A 19,180-nucleotide genomic window follows, 5' to 3' on the forward strand; every position below is an offset into this window, starting at 1 on the left:
AACAGATATGGGCCAATTCAAACAAACTGTAGCTTTAAAGGATGTTAAATGTTTTGCCTTACACGGATATTATCCAGAAGAGCAACTTATTGGAAATCATTTTATTGTAGATTTGGAAACCGAGTTTTTACCGAAAAGCTTTGATGATGAGCTCGCCCAAACCGTAAATTACGAAGATTTGAACGGCATCATTCAGGAGGAGATGAAAAACACTCAAAAGCTTTTAGAAACGGTTTTAAACAATATGATCTCAAAAGTGATTGCGCTTTATCCTTTCGTAGAAACGGTAAATGTGAGCATCAAAAAGCTAAATCCACCAATGCCGGGCCAAATCGGGCATTCATTTGTTAAACTGTCCTATACATCATTAAAATAGAAATGAATTTTACCAAAATAAATGCTGAAATATTAGCAGAGATCAAAGCTGCAATCGGCGAAGAAAAAATTTTTACGGATGCCGAAAACCTCGATCATTATAGCCACGACGAAACGGAAGACCTTCGTTTTCAGCCCGAGGTGGTGGTTAAACCCACTTCGCCCGAAGATATTTCAGCCTTATTGAAAATCTGCAACGCATACCAGGTTCCGGTAACGCCCCGCGGCGGTGGCACGGGCTTGAGTGGTGCAGCCTTGCCGATTTATGGCGGTGTTTCTTTATCGATGGAGAAATTTAAATCTATTATTGATATCGATACCGAAAATTTACAGGCCACTGTTGAGCCAGGCGTTATTACTGAGGAGTTTATCAATGCTGTGGCCGAAAAAGGGCTCCTTTACCCGGTAGATCCGAGTAGTAAAGGCTCGTGCTTTATTGGTGGAAATGTGGCGCACGGCTCCGGCGGACCGAGGGTTGTAAAGTACGGAACGATACGCGAGTATATTTTAAACTTAGAAGTGGTTTTGCCCAATGGAGATATTATTTGGACCGGGGCTAATACTTTAAAATATGCCTCGGGTTATAATTTAACACAGCTGATGATCGGCTCGGAAGGAACTTTGGGCGTAGTTACAAAAATCGTAACCAAGCTTTTGCCCAAGCCAAGTCAATCTGTTTTAATGATGGGGTCGTTCAGTACAAATGAAGCCGCCTGTGCTGCGGTTTCGGCAATTTTCAGAGCAGGTGTTACGCCGTCTGCGCTGGAGTTTATGGAGCGGAGAGGCGTAGAGTGGGTAATCAAATTCGACGACATTAAGTTCGATTTAAAAGATGATGTGGCGGCCTTGCTGATGATTGAGTTTGATGGCGACGATTTGGACGACATCTTTAAAAATTGTGAAAAAGCAAATATCGTTCTCGAAGAGCACAATTGTACCGAAGTTTTGTTTGCCGATACAGCAGCGCAAAAAGAAGAGTTGTGGCGGATGCGCAGAACGATGGCCGAATCAGTAAAATCGAACTCGGTGTATAAGGAAGAAGATACGGTTGTACCTCGTGCGGCATTACCCAAATTAATTAACGGCATTAAAGAAGTGGGCGCCAAATACGGCTTCGAAAGCGTGTGTTACGGCCATGCCGGCGATGGCAATCTGCACGTAAATATCATTAAGGCCGGAATGAGCGACCAAGATTGGAAAGACAAGCTGAAGTTCGGTATCGCAGAAATTTTTGAACTGACCACTGCGCTGGGTGGAACTTTATCTGGCGAACATGGAATAGGACTGGTTCAGAAAGAATTTATGCCGATCAAATATTCTGAAATTCATTTGAACCTTATGCGGGGAATTAAACAGGTGTTCGATCCGAAAGGAATAATGAATCCCGGGAAGATAATGCCTGACTAAAGAAGAGGCTGTGTCAAAAAGCAAAACGACACCCTAGCTCAGATCGGATAGCTATCGGATTTTATTTGGCGCCTTAAACCTCTCCCTTTTAATGGCGCTGGTTTTTGTTCTGTCTGTACATCCCTCTCCTCGAGGAGAGGGAAAGCAAAGGCATTGCTTTTAACCCAAACGTTGATAGGGAGAGGTTAGGAACCGCAAGGCAAAATTAATTTGGAAGGGAAATTTATGCAATGGGATCCCTTTGTACTGTAGGCATCCCTTTGGGAGGAAAAAGTCGACTGTTCGATACAGCCTCTTCTTTGATTATTGCAATTGCTCAAACCCCAGCATTTTCTGCTTAGCCGTTTCGGGTATTGCCGTTGGTCTGTTAGTGGTATAATCAACGGCGATGCAAACGGTTTTGCCCTTGCTGCAAATCACTTCTTCAGTGCCTTTTAGCTTCACAATTTGGTAATCCAGATCGAAGCTCGTATTGCCAATCCTCGACGTTTTTACATGTACGGCAATTTTATCGCCCATTACGATAGGTAAAATGTAATCCAGTTCTGCATGCGCAATCACAATCCCGGTTTTCTTCCAGTCCCATTTCACAATCTCCTCCCAGTACTTCGAACGGGCGATTTCCAGATAGGTAAAATAAACAGAATTGTTCACATGCCCCATTAAATCGAAATCTACAAAGCGGAGATGGATGTTCGTTTTATAGTTGAATTCGTCTGAAAAAGCTCTGGTTTCTGCCAATTTGTCTTTTATGGTTTGCTTTTTTTGCCAAAATGTCTTAAAAATCATATGTTTTCGCTTTGGTATGTAAGTTGAATAAGGGATAATATCAATTAAAAATTAAAAAAACCAGAGATATGACACTTGTAAATTTTAACAACAGAACCCGTAACACAGCTCCTTACTTTAACAATGTTTTCGATTCATTGTTTAGCGATGCAATAACTAAAAATAAAATGGTTGACAAATCGCCAAATGTAAATATTTACGAAAACGAAACAGCGTACGTAATTGAGTTGGCCGCACCGGGTTTAAAGAAAGAAGATTTTCAAATCAACCTAAAAAAAGATACGCTTTCTGTTTGGGCAGAAGTTAAAAAAGAAGAAACTGCGACAGCTAAAGATTTTACCCGCAAAGAATTTGATTATAGCTCATTTGCAAGATCATTTAACTTGCCAGAAACAGCTGACGGTGACAAAATTACTGCTGAATATAAAGATGGTATTTTAAGCATCAATATCAGCAAAAAAGACGATTCGAAATTACAACACAGAGAAATTTCGGTATCGTAAATAGGATATTCTCGAAAGAGGGTTTTTCATAATAGTTTAGTTTAGGAAAATGGTTATGAAGCTTGCGACAGCTTGTTGAAAGTAAGTTTGATTGATAACTGACGCAGGTTTCATAATAGTTTAAGTTTAGGTTTATAAGGTTAGCATCGGATGATGCTAACCTTATTTATTTGAGCAGGATTTGAAAGATTTAAGGATGTCCATGATAAAGCATAGGTTTCAAAAGCCAAAATGAATTAATTAACTAAATATTCTTCCTTTAGCCGGATTTTCAGGATAATGTGAGTATCTTACAAATGCAAAAAGAAATTGAACGAATTGGGTATTGATTTTTTTAACTGTAAGCCTGAAAATATAATCCCGCGTTGTTGTAGTCTTTCATTCCGTTAATTTAAATAAAATGGATATCGACAATTTAACTTATCGGGTAAATGGCTGTGCAATGAAAGTTCACAACGTTTTGGGAAATGGCTTTCAAGAGGTTATCTATCAACGTTGTTTAGCGATTGAACTGGAAAAGGCCGGAATTAAATTTAGGAGAGAAGTTGAGCAGGAAATTTTTTATGATGGCTTAGTTGTTGGGAAAAGACGAGCAGACTTTGTTATTGAAGGTATACTTACCGTAGAAGTTAAAGCATGTATCAATTTAGAAAACCAACATTTGTCGCAAGCAAAAAACTATGTTATAGCTTATAATTTCGATATTGGGTTATTGATTAATTTTGGTTCAACAAGTTTGCAATTTAAAAAGATTTACAATCAAAAAAATAGGATTTACAAGATTTGAATCTGTTAATAAAAATGTGTCCATTATGGAAAACAAAAAGAATAGGGTTTCTTAGTAGTGTCATTTTGAAAACGGCGCTTCTTTCGCGATCTATGATCTTGAAAATCCGTTAATCCTATAAATCCTGCTCCATTTTTGTTATTTTTGCACTATGGCACGAGAAATTCTGGATACTAAACGTAAAGCACTTAAAATAAATCTTGACCCTAGAATCTATGGTACTTTCGCCGAAATCGGAGCAGGGCAGGAGGTTTCGCGAAATTTTTTTAACGCTGGTGCAGCGTCTGGAACGGTAGCCAAAACCATGTCGGCCTACGACATGACCTTTAGTGATGCCATTTATGGGGCGGAAACCAACGGACGCTATGTTTCTCAAAACAGATTGCTGCAAATGCTCGATCACGAGTTTGGTTTGCTCAACGAACGCCTATCGGGCGAAAAGTACGAGAGCCGAAGATTTTTTGCGTTCGCCGACACGGTGACTACCTTAAACTACAAACGTACAAACGAGCCGCACGGGTGGGTTGGTATTCGTTTTCAGCACGAACCCGGCGGGTTGCCGAATGAAATATTTTTCCATGTGAGGTTACTCGATACCGATGTAAATATGCAGCAACGGGTGTTGGGAATTATCGGTGTAAATTTGATTTATGCTGCTTTTTACCATTATCAAGATCCTAAATTAATGGTCGAATCGCTGGCGGATAACCTCACCATTGGCTCCGTTGAAATAGATTTGATTTCGGTTAAAGGGCCTGCTTTTCCAAATGCAGATAATGTGCTGCTCAATCTTTATATGATTGTGAAGGATTTTTCGGCAGCAGCGATCTTCGATGCAGATGCCCATCCCCGCCAGGCCAAGGATCTTCTTTATAAAAAAGACATCATGATTTTAAGGACCAAATATGGTCAGAAATCGTTACCCAACTTCAATTTGTTTAATAAAGCCACCGACCAGTTTAAGCGAACCAATAAGGTAAACGACGACAACCTTGCGGTTATGATTGAGGTTTTATTAACTAATGTGTTAACTGATGACCAGGAAACGCCGGATGATATTGATTTAGAGGCGGTAGCCAAACGTACGCTCGAAATGTGCGATACCGGTAACCTGGTAATTGTATCAAACTTTACCCGTCATAACCGGCTAGCAAAGTATTTGGCCCGTTGTAAGCCGAAAAGCGTGGGAATGGCCACCAATATTAATAACTTAAAGTTTGTGTTTAACTCAACCAACTTTAAGGGCGAAAATTACTCAGGCCAATTGCTAAGCTACGTTAACGATATGTTTAATACGAACGTTCGATTGTTCGCTTATCCATTCTTTAGCAAAAAAGCCAATGAGGTAATTACAACCAAAAATATGCCTGTAACTGCGGAGGCCAAACCATTGTTCGATTTTCTATTGATTAATGGCTATATTACCGATATTGAAGATTATAACGAAAACGAAGTAAAAACGGCTTAATAATCTACCTCATTTCGAACCGGAGTTTTTTTTCCGAACGGATGCCTTTGGCACAGCTCAGGGAGAAATCCGTTAGCTAAGTACTACTGGCTTCGAGTCTGTACCTATCCGGGAGAGATATCTCAACCGATAAAGGATCGGTTTTCGATATGACGGGGAGTTTGAGGGGTCCGTACGACGATGCACATTTTTCGCGTCATTTTTTCGAGGTTGCTGTCATCCTGAACGCAGTGAAGGATCCCCAAGCGATGTAACACTTGCTTCAACAAAGCACAAGCCTTTAAGCCACTGCTATTAGCATGAGATATCTCAACCGATGAAGGATCCGTTTTTGATATGACGGTTTATGCTATAGACCAAGTCAAAATCGAAGAACTTCGGTTTCTAAGTAACGGGCATATCAGCTAAACTGTAAGCACCGAACCTGCATTAGTAACATCCAAAGTATGGTTTAGGCCACAGCGCAGTGCAAAATTATTCCTTTGATGGCCGACTGGAAAGTCGAAAGCAACAGGATAATCGTATTCTTTAATTTTTTCGATCACAATTTCATAAACAGTCTTTCCGAATTCTTCGCCTTCATCATCGGGCTTCACTTTAAAGCCACCAATAATCAGCCCCGCCAGATTTTTTAACTTCCCGCTTCGTTTCAAATTCCAAAGCATTCTGTCGATACTATACAGATATTCTCCCGTATCTTCAATAAAAAGGAGCTTACCCTTCGTGTCTAAATCCGAGCTGCTGCCGGACAGGGTTTCTATGATACTCAAATTTCCGCCAACCAAAATTCCATTGGTTCTGCCAGGCCGATTATTATTGTTCGGAGGGGCGTTATATGTCATCTGTTGGCCCAGTAAGCTGTTTTTTATCGAGAGGATTGTTTCAATCTGAATGGGCTCAGCAGTTGCCCAGTTGCTAGGGAAGCTGTTGCACATTTTAGAATGAATGGACGCAATGCCATAGTTTTTGGCCAAATGACAGTGCAGCACCGTTACATCGCTAAAACCGATAATCCATTTTGGGTTTTTCTTAAATTTAGAGAAATCGAGCCGATCTATTATTCGTACCAGCCCATAGCCACCTCGGGCACACATAATGGCTTTTATGTTATCGTTATCCAGCATTTCCTGTAAATCCGCTATGCGTTCCTCGTCAGTTCCACCAAAGGTGAAATCTCTTTTACCAATGGTGCTGCCAACGCTTATATTAAAACCCCAGCTTTGCATTTGTAAAACGGCGGGCTGTATTTCGTCTACGGTGATGAATCCCGCAGGACTGGTAATTCCGATGTTATCGCCCGATTTTAAATATTGTGGCGTTTTAAAAGATGAATTTTCGGTTTGAACGGTCTTTGCCAACACTTTGAAGGGAGGAAGTAGGGCCGAAGCAGCAGCTAATGAAGCAAGGAAATGTTTTCTGTTCATCGATATATTAAGGATGTAATTTGCAGTGGCCTAATATATGATTTAAAATTTTTGCGTAAAAGAAAAGGGATTTATATCCATAAATCCCTTTTTTTAAACCAAACAAATTAATCTGTAAAAGATTAGTATAATGTGAATTATATAGATAACCAAAAACCCAATAAAATGTTTGCGGATTTGAGAAAAATATTAATGTGATTGCAATTTATTGAACGATGAGCCTAAACAGAGTGGTACTCGATGAATTTAAATATCGATTGGAATAAATTTCCCTTATTTTTGCAGAAAATAATTTCCTTTTGAAAACAGAGATCTTTGCCATAACGCCGCCATTTACCCAGCTGAATACTCCATATCCGGCAACTGCGTATATAAAAGGCTTTCTGAACACAAAAAATATTCCATCTACGCAGGCCGATTTGGGCATCGAAGTTATTCTTCAGCTTTTCTCTAAAAATGGTTTAACCGATTTATTCTGTTACACTCATCGGAGTCGAAGTGTAAAACCAACAAGCGACAATGCGAAACGGATTTCTGCTTTAAAAGACGAATATATTAGAACGATTGATGCTGTTATTTCCTTTCTGCAAGGAAAAAACCCAACATTGGCGCTACAGATTTGCGGAGATGATTTTCTGCCGCAGGCCTCACGCTTTTCGCAGCTGGAGGAATTGGATTGGGCCTTTGGTGCAATGGGAACGCAAGATAAAGCCAAGCATTTGGCAACGCTTTATCTCGAAGACATTTCGGATTATATTGTGGAATGCCTTGATGAAAACTTTGGGTTTAGCCGCTATGCAGAGCGCCTTGGCCGAAGTGCAAATGCCTTCGACGAATTGTACGACGCGTTACAGCAGGAACCTACTTACATCGATAATTTACTAATATCGGTTTTAAAAGAAAAGATCGAAACCATCCAACCTCAATTGTTTTTAATTTCGGTGCCTTTTCCCGGAAATTTGTACAGCGCCTTTCGCTGTGCGCAATGGGTAAAACGCAACCATCCGGAAATTAAGATTTCTATGGGCGGTGGTTTTCCGAATACTGAATTACGCTCGCTATCGGATAAGCGTGTATTTGAATTTTTCGATTTCATCACGCTGGATGACGGTGAATTGCCAATTGAACTGCTAATTCAAAATACCTCTGGCAACGTGCCAATCGAAATGCAAACCTACAAACGAACATTTTTGCTCGAACACGAAGAAGTAGTTTATAAAAACGATTCGTTTAGGAACGATTATAAGCAGGCAGACGTGGGTACGCCAGATTATTCTGATTTGCTGCTCGACAGTTATATTTCCGTAATCGAAATTGTAAACCCAATGCACCGCATGTGGAGTGACGGCCGTTGGAACAAGCTTACCATGGCACACGGATGTTACTGGGGCAAATGCACATTTTGCGATATTTCGTTGGATTACATTAAGGTTTACGAACCTGTTCAGGCAGGTCAAATTGTCGATCGGATTGAGGAATTATCGGTTAAAACGGGGCAAAACGGATTTCACTTTGTTGATGAGGCAGCTCCGCCGGCATTGATGCGGGAAGTGGCATTGGAAATAATCCGCAGAAAATTGTCGGTTACCTGGTGGACAAATATCCGCTTTGAAAAGAGTTTTACAGCCGATTTATGTTTGTTGCTGAAAGCTTCGGGCTGTATTGCGGTTTCGGGTGGGTTAGAGGTTGCTTCTGATCGGTTATTGAAACTGATTGACAAAGGCGTAACGGTAGAGCAGGTGGCCAAGGTTACGCAAAATTTTACCGCTGCAGGCATTATGGTTCATGCTTATTTAATGTACGGTTACCCAACGCAAACGGTGCAAGAAACTGTCGATAGTTTGGAGATGGTTCGTCAACTCTTCGAGGCGGGTGTGTTGCAATCGGGTTTCTGGCACCAATTCGCCATGACTGCTCACAGTCCGGTGGGCCTATACCCCGAAAAGTTTGGTGTAGTTAAAGAAACTGAAATCATTGGCGCTTTTGCCAATAATGATATCAACTACATCGATAAAACGGGTATCGACCACAACAAGTTCAGTTATGGATTAAAAAAATCGCTGTTCAATTTTATGCATGGCGTTTGTTTCGATTACCAGCTACAGGACTGGTTCGATTTTAAAATTCCCCGCACAACCGTTGCTACCGATTTCATTGAGCGTGCATTAAATAACGATGATCGCTTCAACATCAAGCCAACTGCAAAAGTGGTTTGGATAGGTGGGGAGCCGAATGCCGAATATTATAAGAAATCGAAAAAAGGCAACACCTGGGAAATGGCTGCGCTAACTTTTCACCACAAGAAGGAAACATTTACCGTTCAAACGAATAAAATGGAGGGAGAGTGGTTGGTTTCAATTCTAAATAAAATTCATGTCTCAAATAGAAAAGTACATACCTTCGCCGAGGTGAAAGTTGATTTTGAAACAGAAATGGATAATTTTGAGCTGTTTTGGTTTTCGAAACCAGTAAATACATTGAGGGAATTTGGATTGCTGGTGATTTAAGCCTCACCCTTTGAAGTTTGTGGTTTCTTGCCAACGCTAAATTGCTGTATTGGATGTCACCCTGAGCGTAGTCGAAGGGCAGTACAACGGGCTTCGACTACGCTCAGCCTGACAATAGCTGTATATTTTTAACATAAAAGTAGCTATGACACGACATTACTGCAAGTGCAGTAATCGCCCGCTCTCAATTCTAGTGAACACTATAACTTCATTTTAAAATGCGTCAGAAAATAAATGATGCAAATCGCTATTATCGAGTTAATAATAAGCAGAAACCAAGCGATAATCGATGTTCTATCTTTTATCATCGCGATGAATGAGGTAACATAAGCGATTACCATCATGGCCAAAAACAAATCGATTACGCTGACCCCCAGAAAAGAATATCCCGCCAAAAAGAATATTAATAACCCGAATATCAGGAATATTGATGAAGTAATAAGGTAAAATTTGTTTTGTTTCATTGGGTTGAGCTTGTATTAAGCGATAAAAATGTTTGGTCTGTTATCATTTCGAGGAACGAAGAATCCCTAAGCGATAAAACACAGCCCCCGATAAAAACAGTAGCGACGGTTCGACCTATAAAGTTTAGGCCGCAGATTTACTTCGTAGCTGTTTCGTGATCTTCGCTGTGCTACCATTAACGTTGTTTATCAATTATTTGAATTACAGTCATTTAAATTTTAGCAATGAAACGATTAACGCCAACTATGAACGGTCGTCATTCCCAATTTAATTGGGAATCCTAAAGCGAAAGCCTTAGCTAAGCATTAAGATTCCCTCCTACGCAGGAAAGACGGCAAGAATAATAAACGTCACTTATATAGATTTTGCTAAGAAATTAAGACTCTGAATAACAAAGCGTATAAATTTAATCGCAATGCGGTACGGTATAAATCCACGTTTCCGATTCGCTGTTTGGCACAATATAACCATTCCCCTTACTATTTTCGAACCATAACTTGCCACGAAGCTTTTCTCTTGTTCCAACCTCGTTCATGGTTGCGCTATCGAACAATCGCCCGTTGATCATCACATATTTTATTTTTTCAGAGTTGCGGATGTCATCCAGCGGATTGGCATCCATAATCACCAAATCGGCCAGTTTGCCCACTTCGAGCGAACCGATTTCCTTATCCATACCCAAATAATGTGCGCCATTTAAGGTGGCATTCCTAATGGCCTGCATAGGTGAGAAACCACCTTGCACAAACATCCATAGCTCCCAATGGGCACCTAAACCCTGAATTTGACCGTGAGCACCCAAATTTACTTTGGTACCGCCATCAGCAATTTGCTTGGTTGCTTTTGCAATGTCGATGTGGTTATAGTCGCTATATTCCGAAGTTGTTCTGCGTCTTGCTCTTGCATCGATAATCGATCTCGGCGTGTACGTCATCAGTTTTTCGTTTTCCCACACATTAGTGCGATCGTACCAGTAATTTTCTCCCCATTGACCGCCATAAGCAACAATTAAAGTGGGCGTGTAACCAACAGTGGTGTTATTCCAAAGGGTAGTTACATCTTTGTAAACTGGCAAAACGGGAATGCTGTGTTCAATACCTGTATGGCCATCTACAATCATGTTCATGTTATGAAAAAATGTAGAACCACCTTCGGGAACAACTTCCATTTTTAACTGACGAGCGGCCTCTAATATTTGCTGGCGCTGCTCTCTGCGGGGCTGGTTGTAAGATTTAACTGAAAAAGCACCAACGGCTTTCAACCTCCTTAGGTTTGCTAAAGCGTCGTCTAAACTATTAATCACAACTTTAAAATCGCCGTCGGCACCGTATAAAATGCTTCCGGTAGAGTATACTCTCGGCCCCACCATTCTACCGGCCTTAAGCATTTCGCTTTGACTAAATACCATTTCGGTGTTGCTCGATGGGTCGTGCGATGTGGTAACGCCAAAAGCCAAATTAGCCATGTAACTCCAATCGTTCTGTGGCGAAATTCCGTCGGGACTGGTTCGCAAATGCGCATGCACATCAATAATGCCCGGCATAATTGTTTTGCCAGCCACATCAATTACTTTGGCATCTTGTGGAATGCTTATTGCATCAACTTTGCCAATTGCGGTAATCTTGTTGCCATCAGTCAAGATTGTACCGTGTTCAATAATCTCATCGCCTTTCATCGAAATAATCCGTGCACCTTTTAAGGCCACAATGCCGGTTGGCACATCGCTTTTTAAAGTTAAGTTGATGTCGATAGCTGTGGCTTGCGTTTTAGGCGTTGAGCCGTCAAAATTGAAGGCGCTATTTACATCAATGCTAAAATATTGAGGCCCAAGCGTCCAATGTAATGTTTTGCTATCCGTTCCCCACTGCATATAAGTTCCGCCATCGGTAGTAATTTTGGCCACAGGAATGGCTTTGTTGCCTGCCGATGCATCTTGAGCGGTTCCAATATTGATCATTGGCGTAATGTATACGTTGAAAAGCTCGTTAAAGGCCAGCCATTTATTGTCGGGGCTTACCACAAACTGATTGGCGTATTGTGAAGTAAAATGCGTTCTTTCATTAGCACCATTTAAATCGATGCTTTTCAGGGCTTTTTTACCGTCGGCGTAACCCTGAAAGTAAATACGTGTATCGGTATTATTAAAGGATGGCTTTATGCCGTTATCTGAAACCAATGTTTTAGCGCCACCGTTCGCCGGCATGATAAATATTCCCGTGCCCCGGCCATAATTGTAGCCCAGCACATCATTGCCGTTCCCTTTTCTGAACACGATTTTATCGCCCTTACTCGAATATTGAGGCGAATAATAGAAACCCTTTTCATCGCTAAGCGTGATGGTTTTGCCCGATTTTATATCCGTTCTTTTAATTGCACCACGGAGTTCGTCGCTCCAGGTTGTATAAACCACAAACTTTCCGTCGGGACTAAAGCTGGGTTCAAATTCGTTATCTAAACCATTGGTTAACCTTTCTGGCGTTCCATTTGGCAGCTCTTGTTTATAAAGAAACCCGGCGGCATTAAAAACAATCGTCTTTCCATCGGGAGAGGTAGTTAATTGTCGCAGCATTTTCGCTTTGAAATCCGAACTGAACACCTGCTGCTCAAAATGCAACGCTTGCTGAACGGTTTGAATGGTATTTGCCTGAAACGGAATGGTAGAATTAATTAAAGTGCCCACTTCAACCTTTCTGATTTTTCCTTTGGCGTAGAATACAAGGCTCTTGCTGTCGGGCGTCCATGCGAAGTTTGGGTAAACCCCAAAAATGGCCCAGGTTTCTTGTTGGTCGTGTGATAAATCTTCGTTTACGGGCCATTCTTCGCCGGTTTTTATATCCTGCACGTAAAGTGTCGATTTCAAACGAACACGCTTAACAAACGCAATCAGGTTGCCATCGGGCGAAACCTGCGGACGGCAGGCACCGCCTTGCTCATCGATAAAGGTAGTTAATTTGCCGGTAGTTAAATCCAGCCGACGAATGGCATAGATGGTTCCGTTTGGGTCTTTACTGTATTCAAAATTCGGCCCGGGACTCACATCTTCGCTAAAATAAACGTATCGTCCATCGGGCGAAACATTTGGCTCGCCGGCATCTTGCTGATCGTTTTTTCGCTTGGTTAATTGAACGCCATCGCCTCCGTTTATATTGTACATCCACATTTCGCCGGCGCCCAACGAGCGGCCAGCGGTAAAGTGCTTACGAGCAACAATGTACTCACTGTTTGGCATCCACGTGGCATTGTTTAACAGCCTGAAAGTTTCTTTCGTAACTTGCTTTTTACCGGAGCCATCGCGGTTCATAATCCAAATGTTATCGCCACCGCTCTTATCGCTGGTGTACGAAATGTATTTTCCGTTCGGGCTAAACCTCGGTTGAACATCCCACGCAATGCCACCACTAATCAGTTTGGCAACACCGCCGGCAATTGGCATAGTATAAATATCGCCTAACAGATCGAAAACAATTTCTTGTCCATCGGCACTCACATCAAGGTTCATCCAGGTGCCTTCGTCAGTATTTAGCGTAAAATTTTTAGTTGGACCTTGAAATTTTTCTACGTCCCATTTTTTTTCAGGGGTGTTCTTTTCCTGGGCAATTGAAGTGAAAAATAAGAGTGAAAGCGCAGAGATGAAGTAAAGTTTTTTCATTTAATATAGGGCTGATGTTTTTTAATTAACTTTTAAAAGTTATTGTTCTCATTTATTTCTAATGTGTATCGGCTAAATATTACTAAGCCGTTCATTTTTATGTCATATTGAGTTTTAATTTCTTAGCGAAAAAAATATGAGTAACTTATAACCTTGTCGTCATTCCCGCGCAGGCGGGAATCCTAAAGCGAGCGCATTTGCATTAAGATTCCCAATTAAACTGCGAATGACGACCGTCATGTTGATCATTATTGTTTTCGGTTAAGTGGAGTATTTAGTTGATTAATAAACAAATAAATAAAATCAATGATAGCGTAACTAAAGTTCCTTGCAATGCCCTTCGACTCCGCTCAGGATGACATCCGATAAATCTATGTGCAACATAACGCTAACAAAGTTAACAATCTTTTAAAGATGATTTTTTCAAATTCTAACAATAATAAATGATGATTTTGGAATAAATGTATAGTTTTGATTCCGCCGATTTATGACAGCAATAGAGATTTTACAAAAGTACTGGGGGCACCCGGCTTTCAGGCCGCTACAACAAGAGATTATCACTTCGGTTTTAGAAAAGAAAGATACGCTTGCACTGTTGCCAACGGGCGGTGGCAAGTCGATTTGCTTCCAGGTTCCCGCTTTAGTGAATGAAGGCATTTGTATTGTGGTTTCGCCGCTCATTGCCTTAATGAAAGATCAGGTGGAGAACCTAAAATCGAGGGGAATTGAAGCCGTTGCAATCTATGCCGGAATGGGCAAGCGAGAGATCGACATTTTGCTCGATAACTGCATTTATGGCAAAATCAAGTTCCTTTACCTTTCTCCTGAGCGCTTGCTGTCTGATTTGGTTCGGGTTAGAATTTCTTACATGAACGTAAACCTCATCGCTGTTGATGAGGCGCATTGTATTTCGCAATGGGGTTACGATTTCCGTCCGCCGTATCTGCAGATTGCCAAATTAAGGGAGATTCTTCCCGATGTGCCCGTGTTGGCCCTTACAGCAACGGCAACCTCCTTTGTGCGTCAGGATATTATGGAGAAGCTGGAAATGAAAGAGCCGCAGGTTTTTGTTAAAAGCTTTGCCCGAGATAACCTGAGTTATGTGGTATTTGGGCAGGAAGATAAGTATAAAAAACTAATCGATATCTGCAAAAATGTGGGTGGAACCGGTTTAGTGTACGTTCGGAATAGGCGAGAAACGGCAGAGGTTTCGAACTTTATTAATCGCAATCACATCAAAGCCGATTTTTACCACGCCGGCCTTGAGCGTGCGGTTCGATTTCAGAAACAGGAAGACTGGAAATTGAACAAAACACGCATTATCGTCGCTACCAATGCCTTCGGAATGGGGATTGATAAGGCAGACGTTCGTTTTGTGGTGCATTTAGATCTTCCTGAAAGTTTAGAAGCCTATTATCAGGAAGCGGGGAGGGCCGGAAGAGACGAAAAGCGGAGCTATGCCGTTTTACTGGCCAATCAATCGGACGTGATGGGGCTCGAAGCGCGGTACATCGATACTTTTCCTTCGGCAGATGAGATTAAAAAAGTTTATCATTATTTGGGAAATTACTTTCAACTGGCCTTTGGGGCAGGCGAGGGCATCACCTTTACATTCGATATAGCTGACTTTTGTAAGCGATTTAACATTAGCGTTTTAAAAACGATTTCGGCGTTAAAGTTTTTGGAGCACGACGGATACATTGCCCTATCGGAAAGCGTTTTTCTTCCATCGCGGTTAATGTTTATCGTTGGTCACGAAGACGTTTATCGGTTTCAGATCGAGAACAGGGCTTACGATGGCGTAATTAAAACGATTCTCCGGTCGTATGGCGGTGCATTCGATGGCTTTGTGAAAATAAACGAGGCCGACCTGGCAAAGAAACTGAAAGTGTCGTTTAACGATATCGTTGCTCTGCTCAATAAACTGCAGTCGATCGAAATGCTTACCTATATTCAACAAACCGATCAGCCGCAGTTGCAGTACATTCGCCCGCGTGTTGATATGGACCATTTCGACCTGGATGTAAAATACCTCGCCTTGAGAAAAGAGATTATGTTAAAGCAAATCAATGCGGTTGTGGCTTATACTACATCGAACAAATGTCGGAGCGTGCAGTTGTTAAACTATTTTGATGAACATCACGCGGCAAAATGCGGTGTTTGTGATGTATGCCTGGCAGAAAAACGTGCAGAAAATGAAGTGCAGATTAATGATGAAATCGAATTTGAAATCGTTTCTTTACTCCAACATCAACCCTTAAGTTTAGATGAATTGGTACAGAGTATAAAACATGGCGCAGAAAATGAACGAATTGAGGCCATTCGCGAATTATTAGATGCAGGCAAGATTAAAACTGATGGGAAGAAGTATTATCTTTAGCCATCGAGATTTGAGATTTGAGATTTGAGATTTGAGATTTGAGATTTGAGATTTGATCAAAATGCCACTCAATTTAGCGAAAATAAATCAGTTAAAACAAATAATTAGTGAAATCCAATTATCGGTGTAATCAAACCGAAAGAATCATCTGTATAATCAACCGCCAAGCGAATGATAGAAAAAGACAATAAGAAAACCATCCGCTCATGGGCTTTCTTCGATTGGGCAAACTCGGCCTATAATTTAGTGATCACCTCAACAATTTTTCCCGTTTATTACGTTGCTATCACCACCACAAAACAACATGGCGATGAAGTAACGTTTTTCGGCAAAACATTTATCAACACCGTATTATCTAACTATGCGCTTGCCTTTGCCTACCTGGTAATGGTGGTTCTATTGCCCGTATTATCATCTTATGCCGATGCCCGTGGCAAAAAGAAATTCTTTATGCAACTGTTCACCTACGTTGGTTCTATCGCGTGTATGGCATTGTTTTTCTTTAAGCTCGAAACGCTGGAGCTTGGGATTGTTTGCTTTGTACTCGCTGCAATGGGATATGTAGGAGGGGTGATGTTCAACAACGCTTATTTACCGATAATCGCTTCAACAGAAAATCAGGATAAGGTTAGCGCACAAGGTTTTTCTTATGGCTATGTAGGCAGCGTAATTCTGCAACTGATATGCTTTGTGTTTGTTTTGAAGCCCGATTTGTTTGGTATAACCGACCCATCGCTTCCGGCCCAAATTTCTTTTTTATTGGTAGGTATCTGGTGGTTCGCGTTTGCGCAAATTCCTTTTAGGGCATTACCCAACGATGTGCCAAATGCCGCGTCGGTAGGCAAAAGCATAATAAAGAGTAGCTTTGGCGAATTTATAAAAGTATGGCATCAATTGAGGCAAATGCGGTTTCTAAAAACCTATTTGCTCGCCTTTTTCTTTTATTCGATGGGTGTGCAGACTATCATGCTTGCGGCGGCAGGTTTTGGTGCGAAGGTTTTGAAATTAGAATCCGGCAGCTTAATAGCGGTTATTCTAATCATCCAACTCGTTGCAATTTTAGGTGCATGGCTGATGTCGCTTTTAGCCAGAAAGATGGGCAACATCAACGTGTTAATTATTGTGGTGCTCGTGTGGATCGGTTGCTGCATTTACGGTTATTCCATTGTTAACGAAACTCAGTTTTATGCCCTCGCCGCAATAGTTGGCTTAATTATGGGTGGGATTCAGTCCTTGTCGCGATCAACCTATTCAAAACACATTCCAGAAAATACAACCGATACCGCTTCTTTTTTCAGTTTTTACGATGCGACCGAAAAATTGGCCATTGTAATCGGGCTGTTTAGTTTCGCATTTATCGAGGGGCTTACCCATAACATGCGGCAGTCGATTATCGCTTTGGCATCATTTTTTATAGTGGGATTAATCTTTTTGTTACTTCTTCGAAAAATTGAGCGCAAAACATCATCAAAATTGTAAGTTTGTAGCCTTAACCCTAATTTAATGAAAGTCGAGCTATTTGTCCCTTGTTTTGTAGATCAGTTGTATCCCGAAACCGCCTTTAATACCATGCGTTTATTGGAAAAATCGGGATGTAAGGTATCATACAATTCAAAACAAACCTGCTGCGGGCAGCCGGCCTACAACGCCGGGTATTGGGATGAGGCTAAAGAGGTTGGTACAAAGTTTCTGAACGATTTTAACGAAAACACTTATGTTGTTGCGCCATCGGCTTCGTGTGTTGGCATGATAAAAGGTGGCTATAACGATCTTTTCACCAATACAATGGTGCACAATAAGTGCCGCAACCTGCAATCGAACATTTGGGAGCTCTCCGATTTTTTGGTAAAAGTTGCAAAAAAAGACTATTTCGGTGCCGAGTTAGAAGGTAAGGCAGTGTACCACGATTCGTGCAGCGCACTTCGCGAATGTAAAATAAAGGACGAACCCCGTCAGCTGCTTTCAAAGGTACACGGTTTGGAAATGCTCGAAATGAAAGACACCGATATGTGCTGCGGCTTCGGCGGAACTTTTGCGGTTAAATTCGATGCCATTTCCTCAGCTATGGCCGAGCAGAAAGTGAATCATGCGCTAGAGCAAAAAGCCGATTATATTATTTCAACAGATTTATCCTGTCTGCTGCATCTTCAGGGCTACATCGATAAAAATAGCCTCCCTATAAAAACGATGCATATCGCCGATGTTTTGTGCAACGGATGGTTAGAAAGCACGGAGTATTAACAAATATTTTACCGTTGACTGCGAGCTTTTTAACACAATTTAACATGCCTGGTGTTTTCTGTGCACTATCTTTATTAAACCTTTTCGAACCGCTACTATCTAACAAACAAAACGAAGCAAAATGAAACGATTTATTTTCGCATTATTGGGTATTTTCGCAATCGTGTCGACAACAAATGCACAGAAGAAAAAAACATCTGGAGCTATACAATTCGAGGCCACAGTAGATCCTGCGGCGATGGCCTCGGCAAGTGGCATACAACTTTCCGATCAGATAAAGGCGAGAATGCCCTCATCGAGCAAAACGAACTTCGAATTGTTGTTTACTGCTACAAATGCCAGCTATATGCCTGTAGAAGAAATTGAGGACAGCAACGGTGCCGGCGGCGGCGGTGGCGGAATGGGGCGGATGATGATGCGCTTTGGCGGCGCAGGCGGCAATCGCGAATATTACTACACCTTTGCCGATAAAGGCTTAACAGAAGTTTTCGATTTAAACGATACCACCTATTATATGCCCAATAAATTGACCTTGTCTACATCGGGGCCGATTGGATCGATGAGGATGGGCGGTGGAAATTCCAGAGATACTACAAAAGCGAAGCCCACACCTCCGCCCACAGTTGAGGTAGTTAAAACTGACTCCACAAAGCAAATCCTGGGCTTTACCTGTCATCAGGTAATTGTGAAATCGACCCGAGCGATTAAGATTCTCGATATGGATAAAAATGTGGTAGAGGAAACGAAAATCTGGTACACAAAAGATTTGGGCTTCGATTTTTCGCCAAATCCAAAAATGTGGACGGAAGGCGCAGTTTTGGCAATTGAAGGGAGAGGAAATAAAATCGTTGCAACCAGTATTGATTATCGAAGCGTGAGTGCAAAGGATGTTACCGCACCCAAAAAAGCCCAGCTCATTACCGAAGAAGAGTACAAAACTAAAATGGATAATATGATGAAACGTTTTAGACAGAACAGACCCGCAGGCGGTAATTTTGGTGGGGGCAGGCCGATCATTATTGGGAACTAGCCTCACCGTTTGAAGTTAGCGGTAAGGCAAAATATTAGCTGCCCTCTCCAGAAGAAACCTCACCCTTTGAACGCTAAGTGGTTAGGAAAAAATTGTAACAGCCCTCCCGATTTTTCATCGGGAGGGTTTGAAGGGGCAGTGGTTTGAACCCTGAG

At 41.5% G+C, this 19,180-nt stretch carries 14 protein-coding genes; 10 read left to right on the top strand and 4 right to left on the bottom strand.

From position 1 onward, the window contains the following. The first annotated feature begins 7 nt into the window (after positions 1-7). Positions 8-376, top strand: coding sequence for a dihydroneopterin aldolase (locus IZT61_RS00755; protein WP_196099310.1), 369 nt, complete (start codon positions 8-10; stop codon positions 374-376). Positions 377-378: 2 nt separating this feature from the next. Then, a complete protein-coding gene (locus IZT61_RS00760; protein WP_196099311.1) occupies positions 379-1,782 on the top strand; it encodes an FAD-binding oxidoreductase in 1,404 nt (467 codons plus the stop codon). Positions 1,783-2,085: 303 nt separating this feature from the next. On the opposite strand, the gene IZT61_RS00765 is transcribed toward IZT61_RS00760, so the two are convergent. Continuing rightward, the gene (locus IZT61_RS00765) at positions 2,086-2,571 is read right to left on the bottom strand and encodes an acyl-CoA thioesterase (protein ID WP_196099312.1); all 486 of its coding nucleotides are present in this window, start codon (positions 2,569-2,571) and stop codon (positions 2,086-2,088) included. A gap of 68 nt (positions 2,572-2,639) precedes the next feature. Here IZT61_RS00765 and IZT61_RS00770 point away from each other — a divergent pair, with 68 nt between their 5' ends. The 3 genes from IZT61_RS00770 (at position 2,640) to IZT61_RS00780 (ending at position 5,329) form a co-directional block, all read left to right on the top strand. Further along, a complete protein-coding gene (locus IZT61_RS00770) occupies positions 2,640-3,074 on the top strand; it encodes an Hsp20/alpha crystallin family protein (RefSeq protein ID WP_196099313.1) in 435 nt (144 codons plus the stop codon). A gap of 400 nt (positions 3,075-3,474) precedes the next feature. After that, entirely contained in the window at positions 3,475-3,861 is a 387-nt protein-coding gene (locus IZT61_RS00775; protein ID WP_196099314.1) for a GxxExxY protein, read from the top strand. Between the two features lie 151 nt (positions 3,862-4,012). Next, the gene (locus IZT61_RS00780) at positions 4,013-5,329 is read left to right on the top strand and encodes a nicotinamide mononucleotide adenylyltransferase (RefSeq protein WP_196099315.1); all 1,317 of its coding nucleotides are present in this window, start codon (positions 4,013-4,015) and stop codon (positions 5,327-5,329) included. A gap of 404 nt (positions 5,330-5,733) precedes the next feature. On the opposite strand, the gene IZT61_RS00785 is transcribed toward IZT61_RS00780, so the two are convergent. Continuing rightward, positions 5,734-6,753 carry a S66 peptidase family protein gene (locus IZT61_RS00785; RefSeq protein ID WP_196099316.1) on the bottom strand — a complete coding sequence of 340 codons (1,020 nt, stop codon included), beginning with the start codon at positions 6,751-6,753 and terminating at the stop codon, positions 5,734-5,736. Positions 6,754-7,052: 299 nt separating this feature from the next. Between IZT61_RS00785 and IZT61_RS00790 the strand changes: the two genes are divergently transcribed. Beyond that, positions 7,053-9,260, top strand: a complete 2,208-nt coding sequence (locus IZT61_RS00790; RefSeq protein ID WP_196099317.1) for a B12-binding domain-containing radical SAM protein — start codon at positions 7,053-7,055, stop codon at positions 9,258-9,260. Positions 9,261-9,460: 200 nt separating this feature from the next. On the opposite strand, the gene IZT61_RS00795 is transcribed toward IZT61_RS00790, so the two are convergent. Further along, positions 9,461-9,724, bottom strand: coding sequence for a hypothetical protein (locus IZT61_RS00795; RefSeq protein ID WP_196099318.1), 264 nt, complete (start codon positions 9,722-9,724; stop codon positions 9,461-9,463). Between the two features lie 407 nt (positions 9,725-10,131). Further along, positions 10,132-13,374 (bottom strand): amidohydrolase family protein, encoded by a 3,243-nt coding sequence (locus IZT61_RS00800; RefSeq protein ID WP_196099319.1) that lies wholly within the window; start codon positions 13,372-13,374, stop codon positions 10,132-10,134. Between the two features lie 487 nt (positions 13,375-13,861). On the opposite strand from IZT61_RS00800, the gene IZT61_RS00805 reads away from it, so the two are divergent. From IZT61_RS00805 to IZT61_RS00820, 4 genes are all read left to right on the top strand, one after another. Continuing rightward, on the top strand, positions 13,862-15,754 hold the full coding sequence (locus tag IZT61_RS00805; RefSeq protein ID WP_196099320.1) for a RecQ family ATP-dependent DNA helicase: 1,893 nt from the start codon (positions 13,862-13,864) through the stop codon (positions 15,752-15,754). A gap of 171 nt (positions 15,755-15,925) precedes the next feature. Next, positions 15,926-17,233 (top strand): MFS transporter, encoded by a 1,308-nt coding sequence (locus IZT61_RS00810; protein ID WP_196099321.1) that lies wholly within the window; start codon positions 15,926-15,928, stop codon positions 17,231-17,233. A gap of 24 nt (positions 17,234-17,257) precedes the next feature. Continuing rightward, the gene (locus tag IZT61_RS00815; protein WP_196099322.1) at positions 17,258-17,995 is read left to right on the top strand and encodes a (Fe-S)-binding protein; all 738 of its coding nucleotides are present in this window, start codon (positions 17,258-17,260) and stop codon (positions 17,993-17,995) included. Between the two features lie 121 nt (positions 17,996-18,116). Further along, a complete protein-coding gene (locus IZT61_RS00820) occupies positions 18,117-19,025 on the top strand; it encodes a hypothetical protein (RefSeq protein ID WP_196099323.1) in 909 nt (302 codons plus the stop codon). Positions 19,026-19,180: the final 155 nt, after the last annotated feature.

It is taken from the genome of Pedobacter endophyticus (assembly GCF_015679185.1).
In the GTDB taxonomy this organism is placed as follows: Bacteria; Bacteroidota; Bacteroidia; order Sphingobacteriales; family Sphingobacteriaceae; genus Pedobacter; species Pedobacter endophyticus.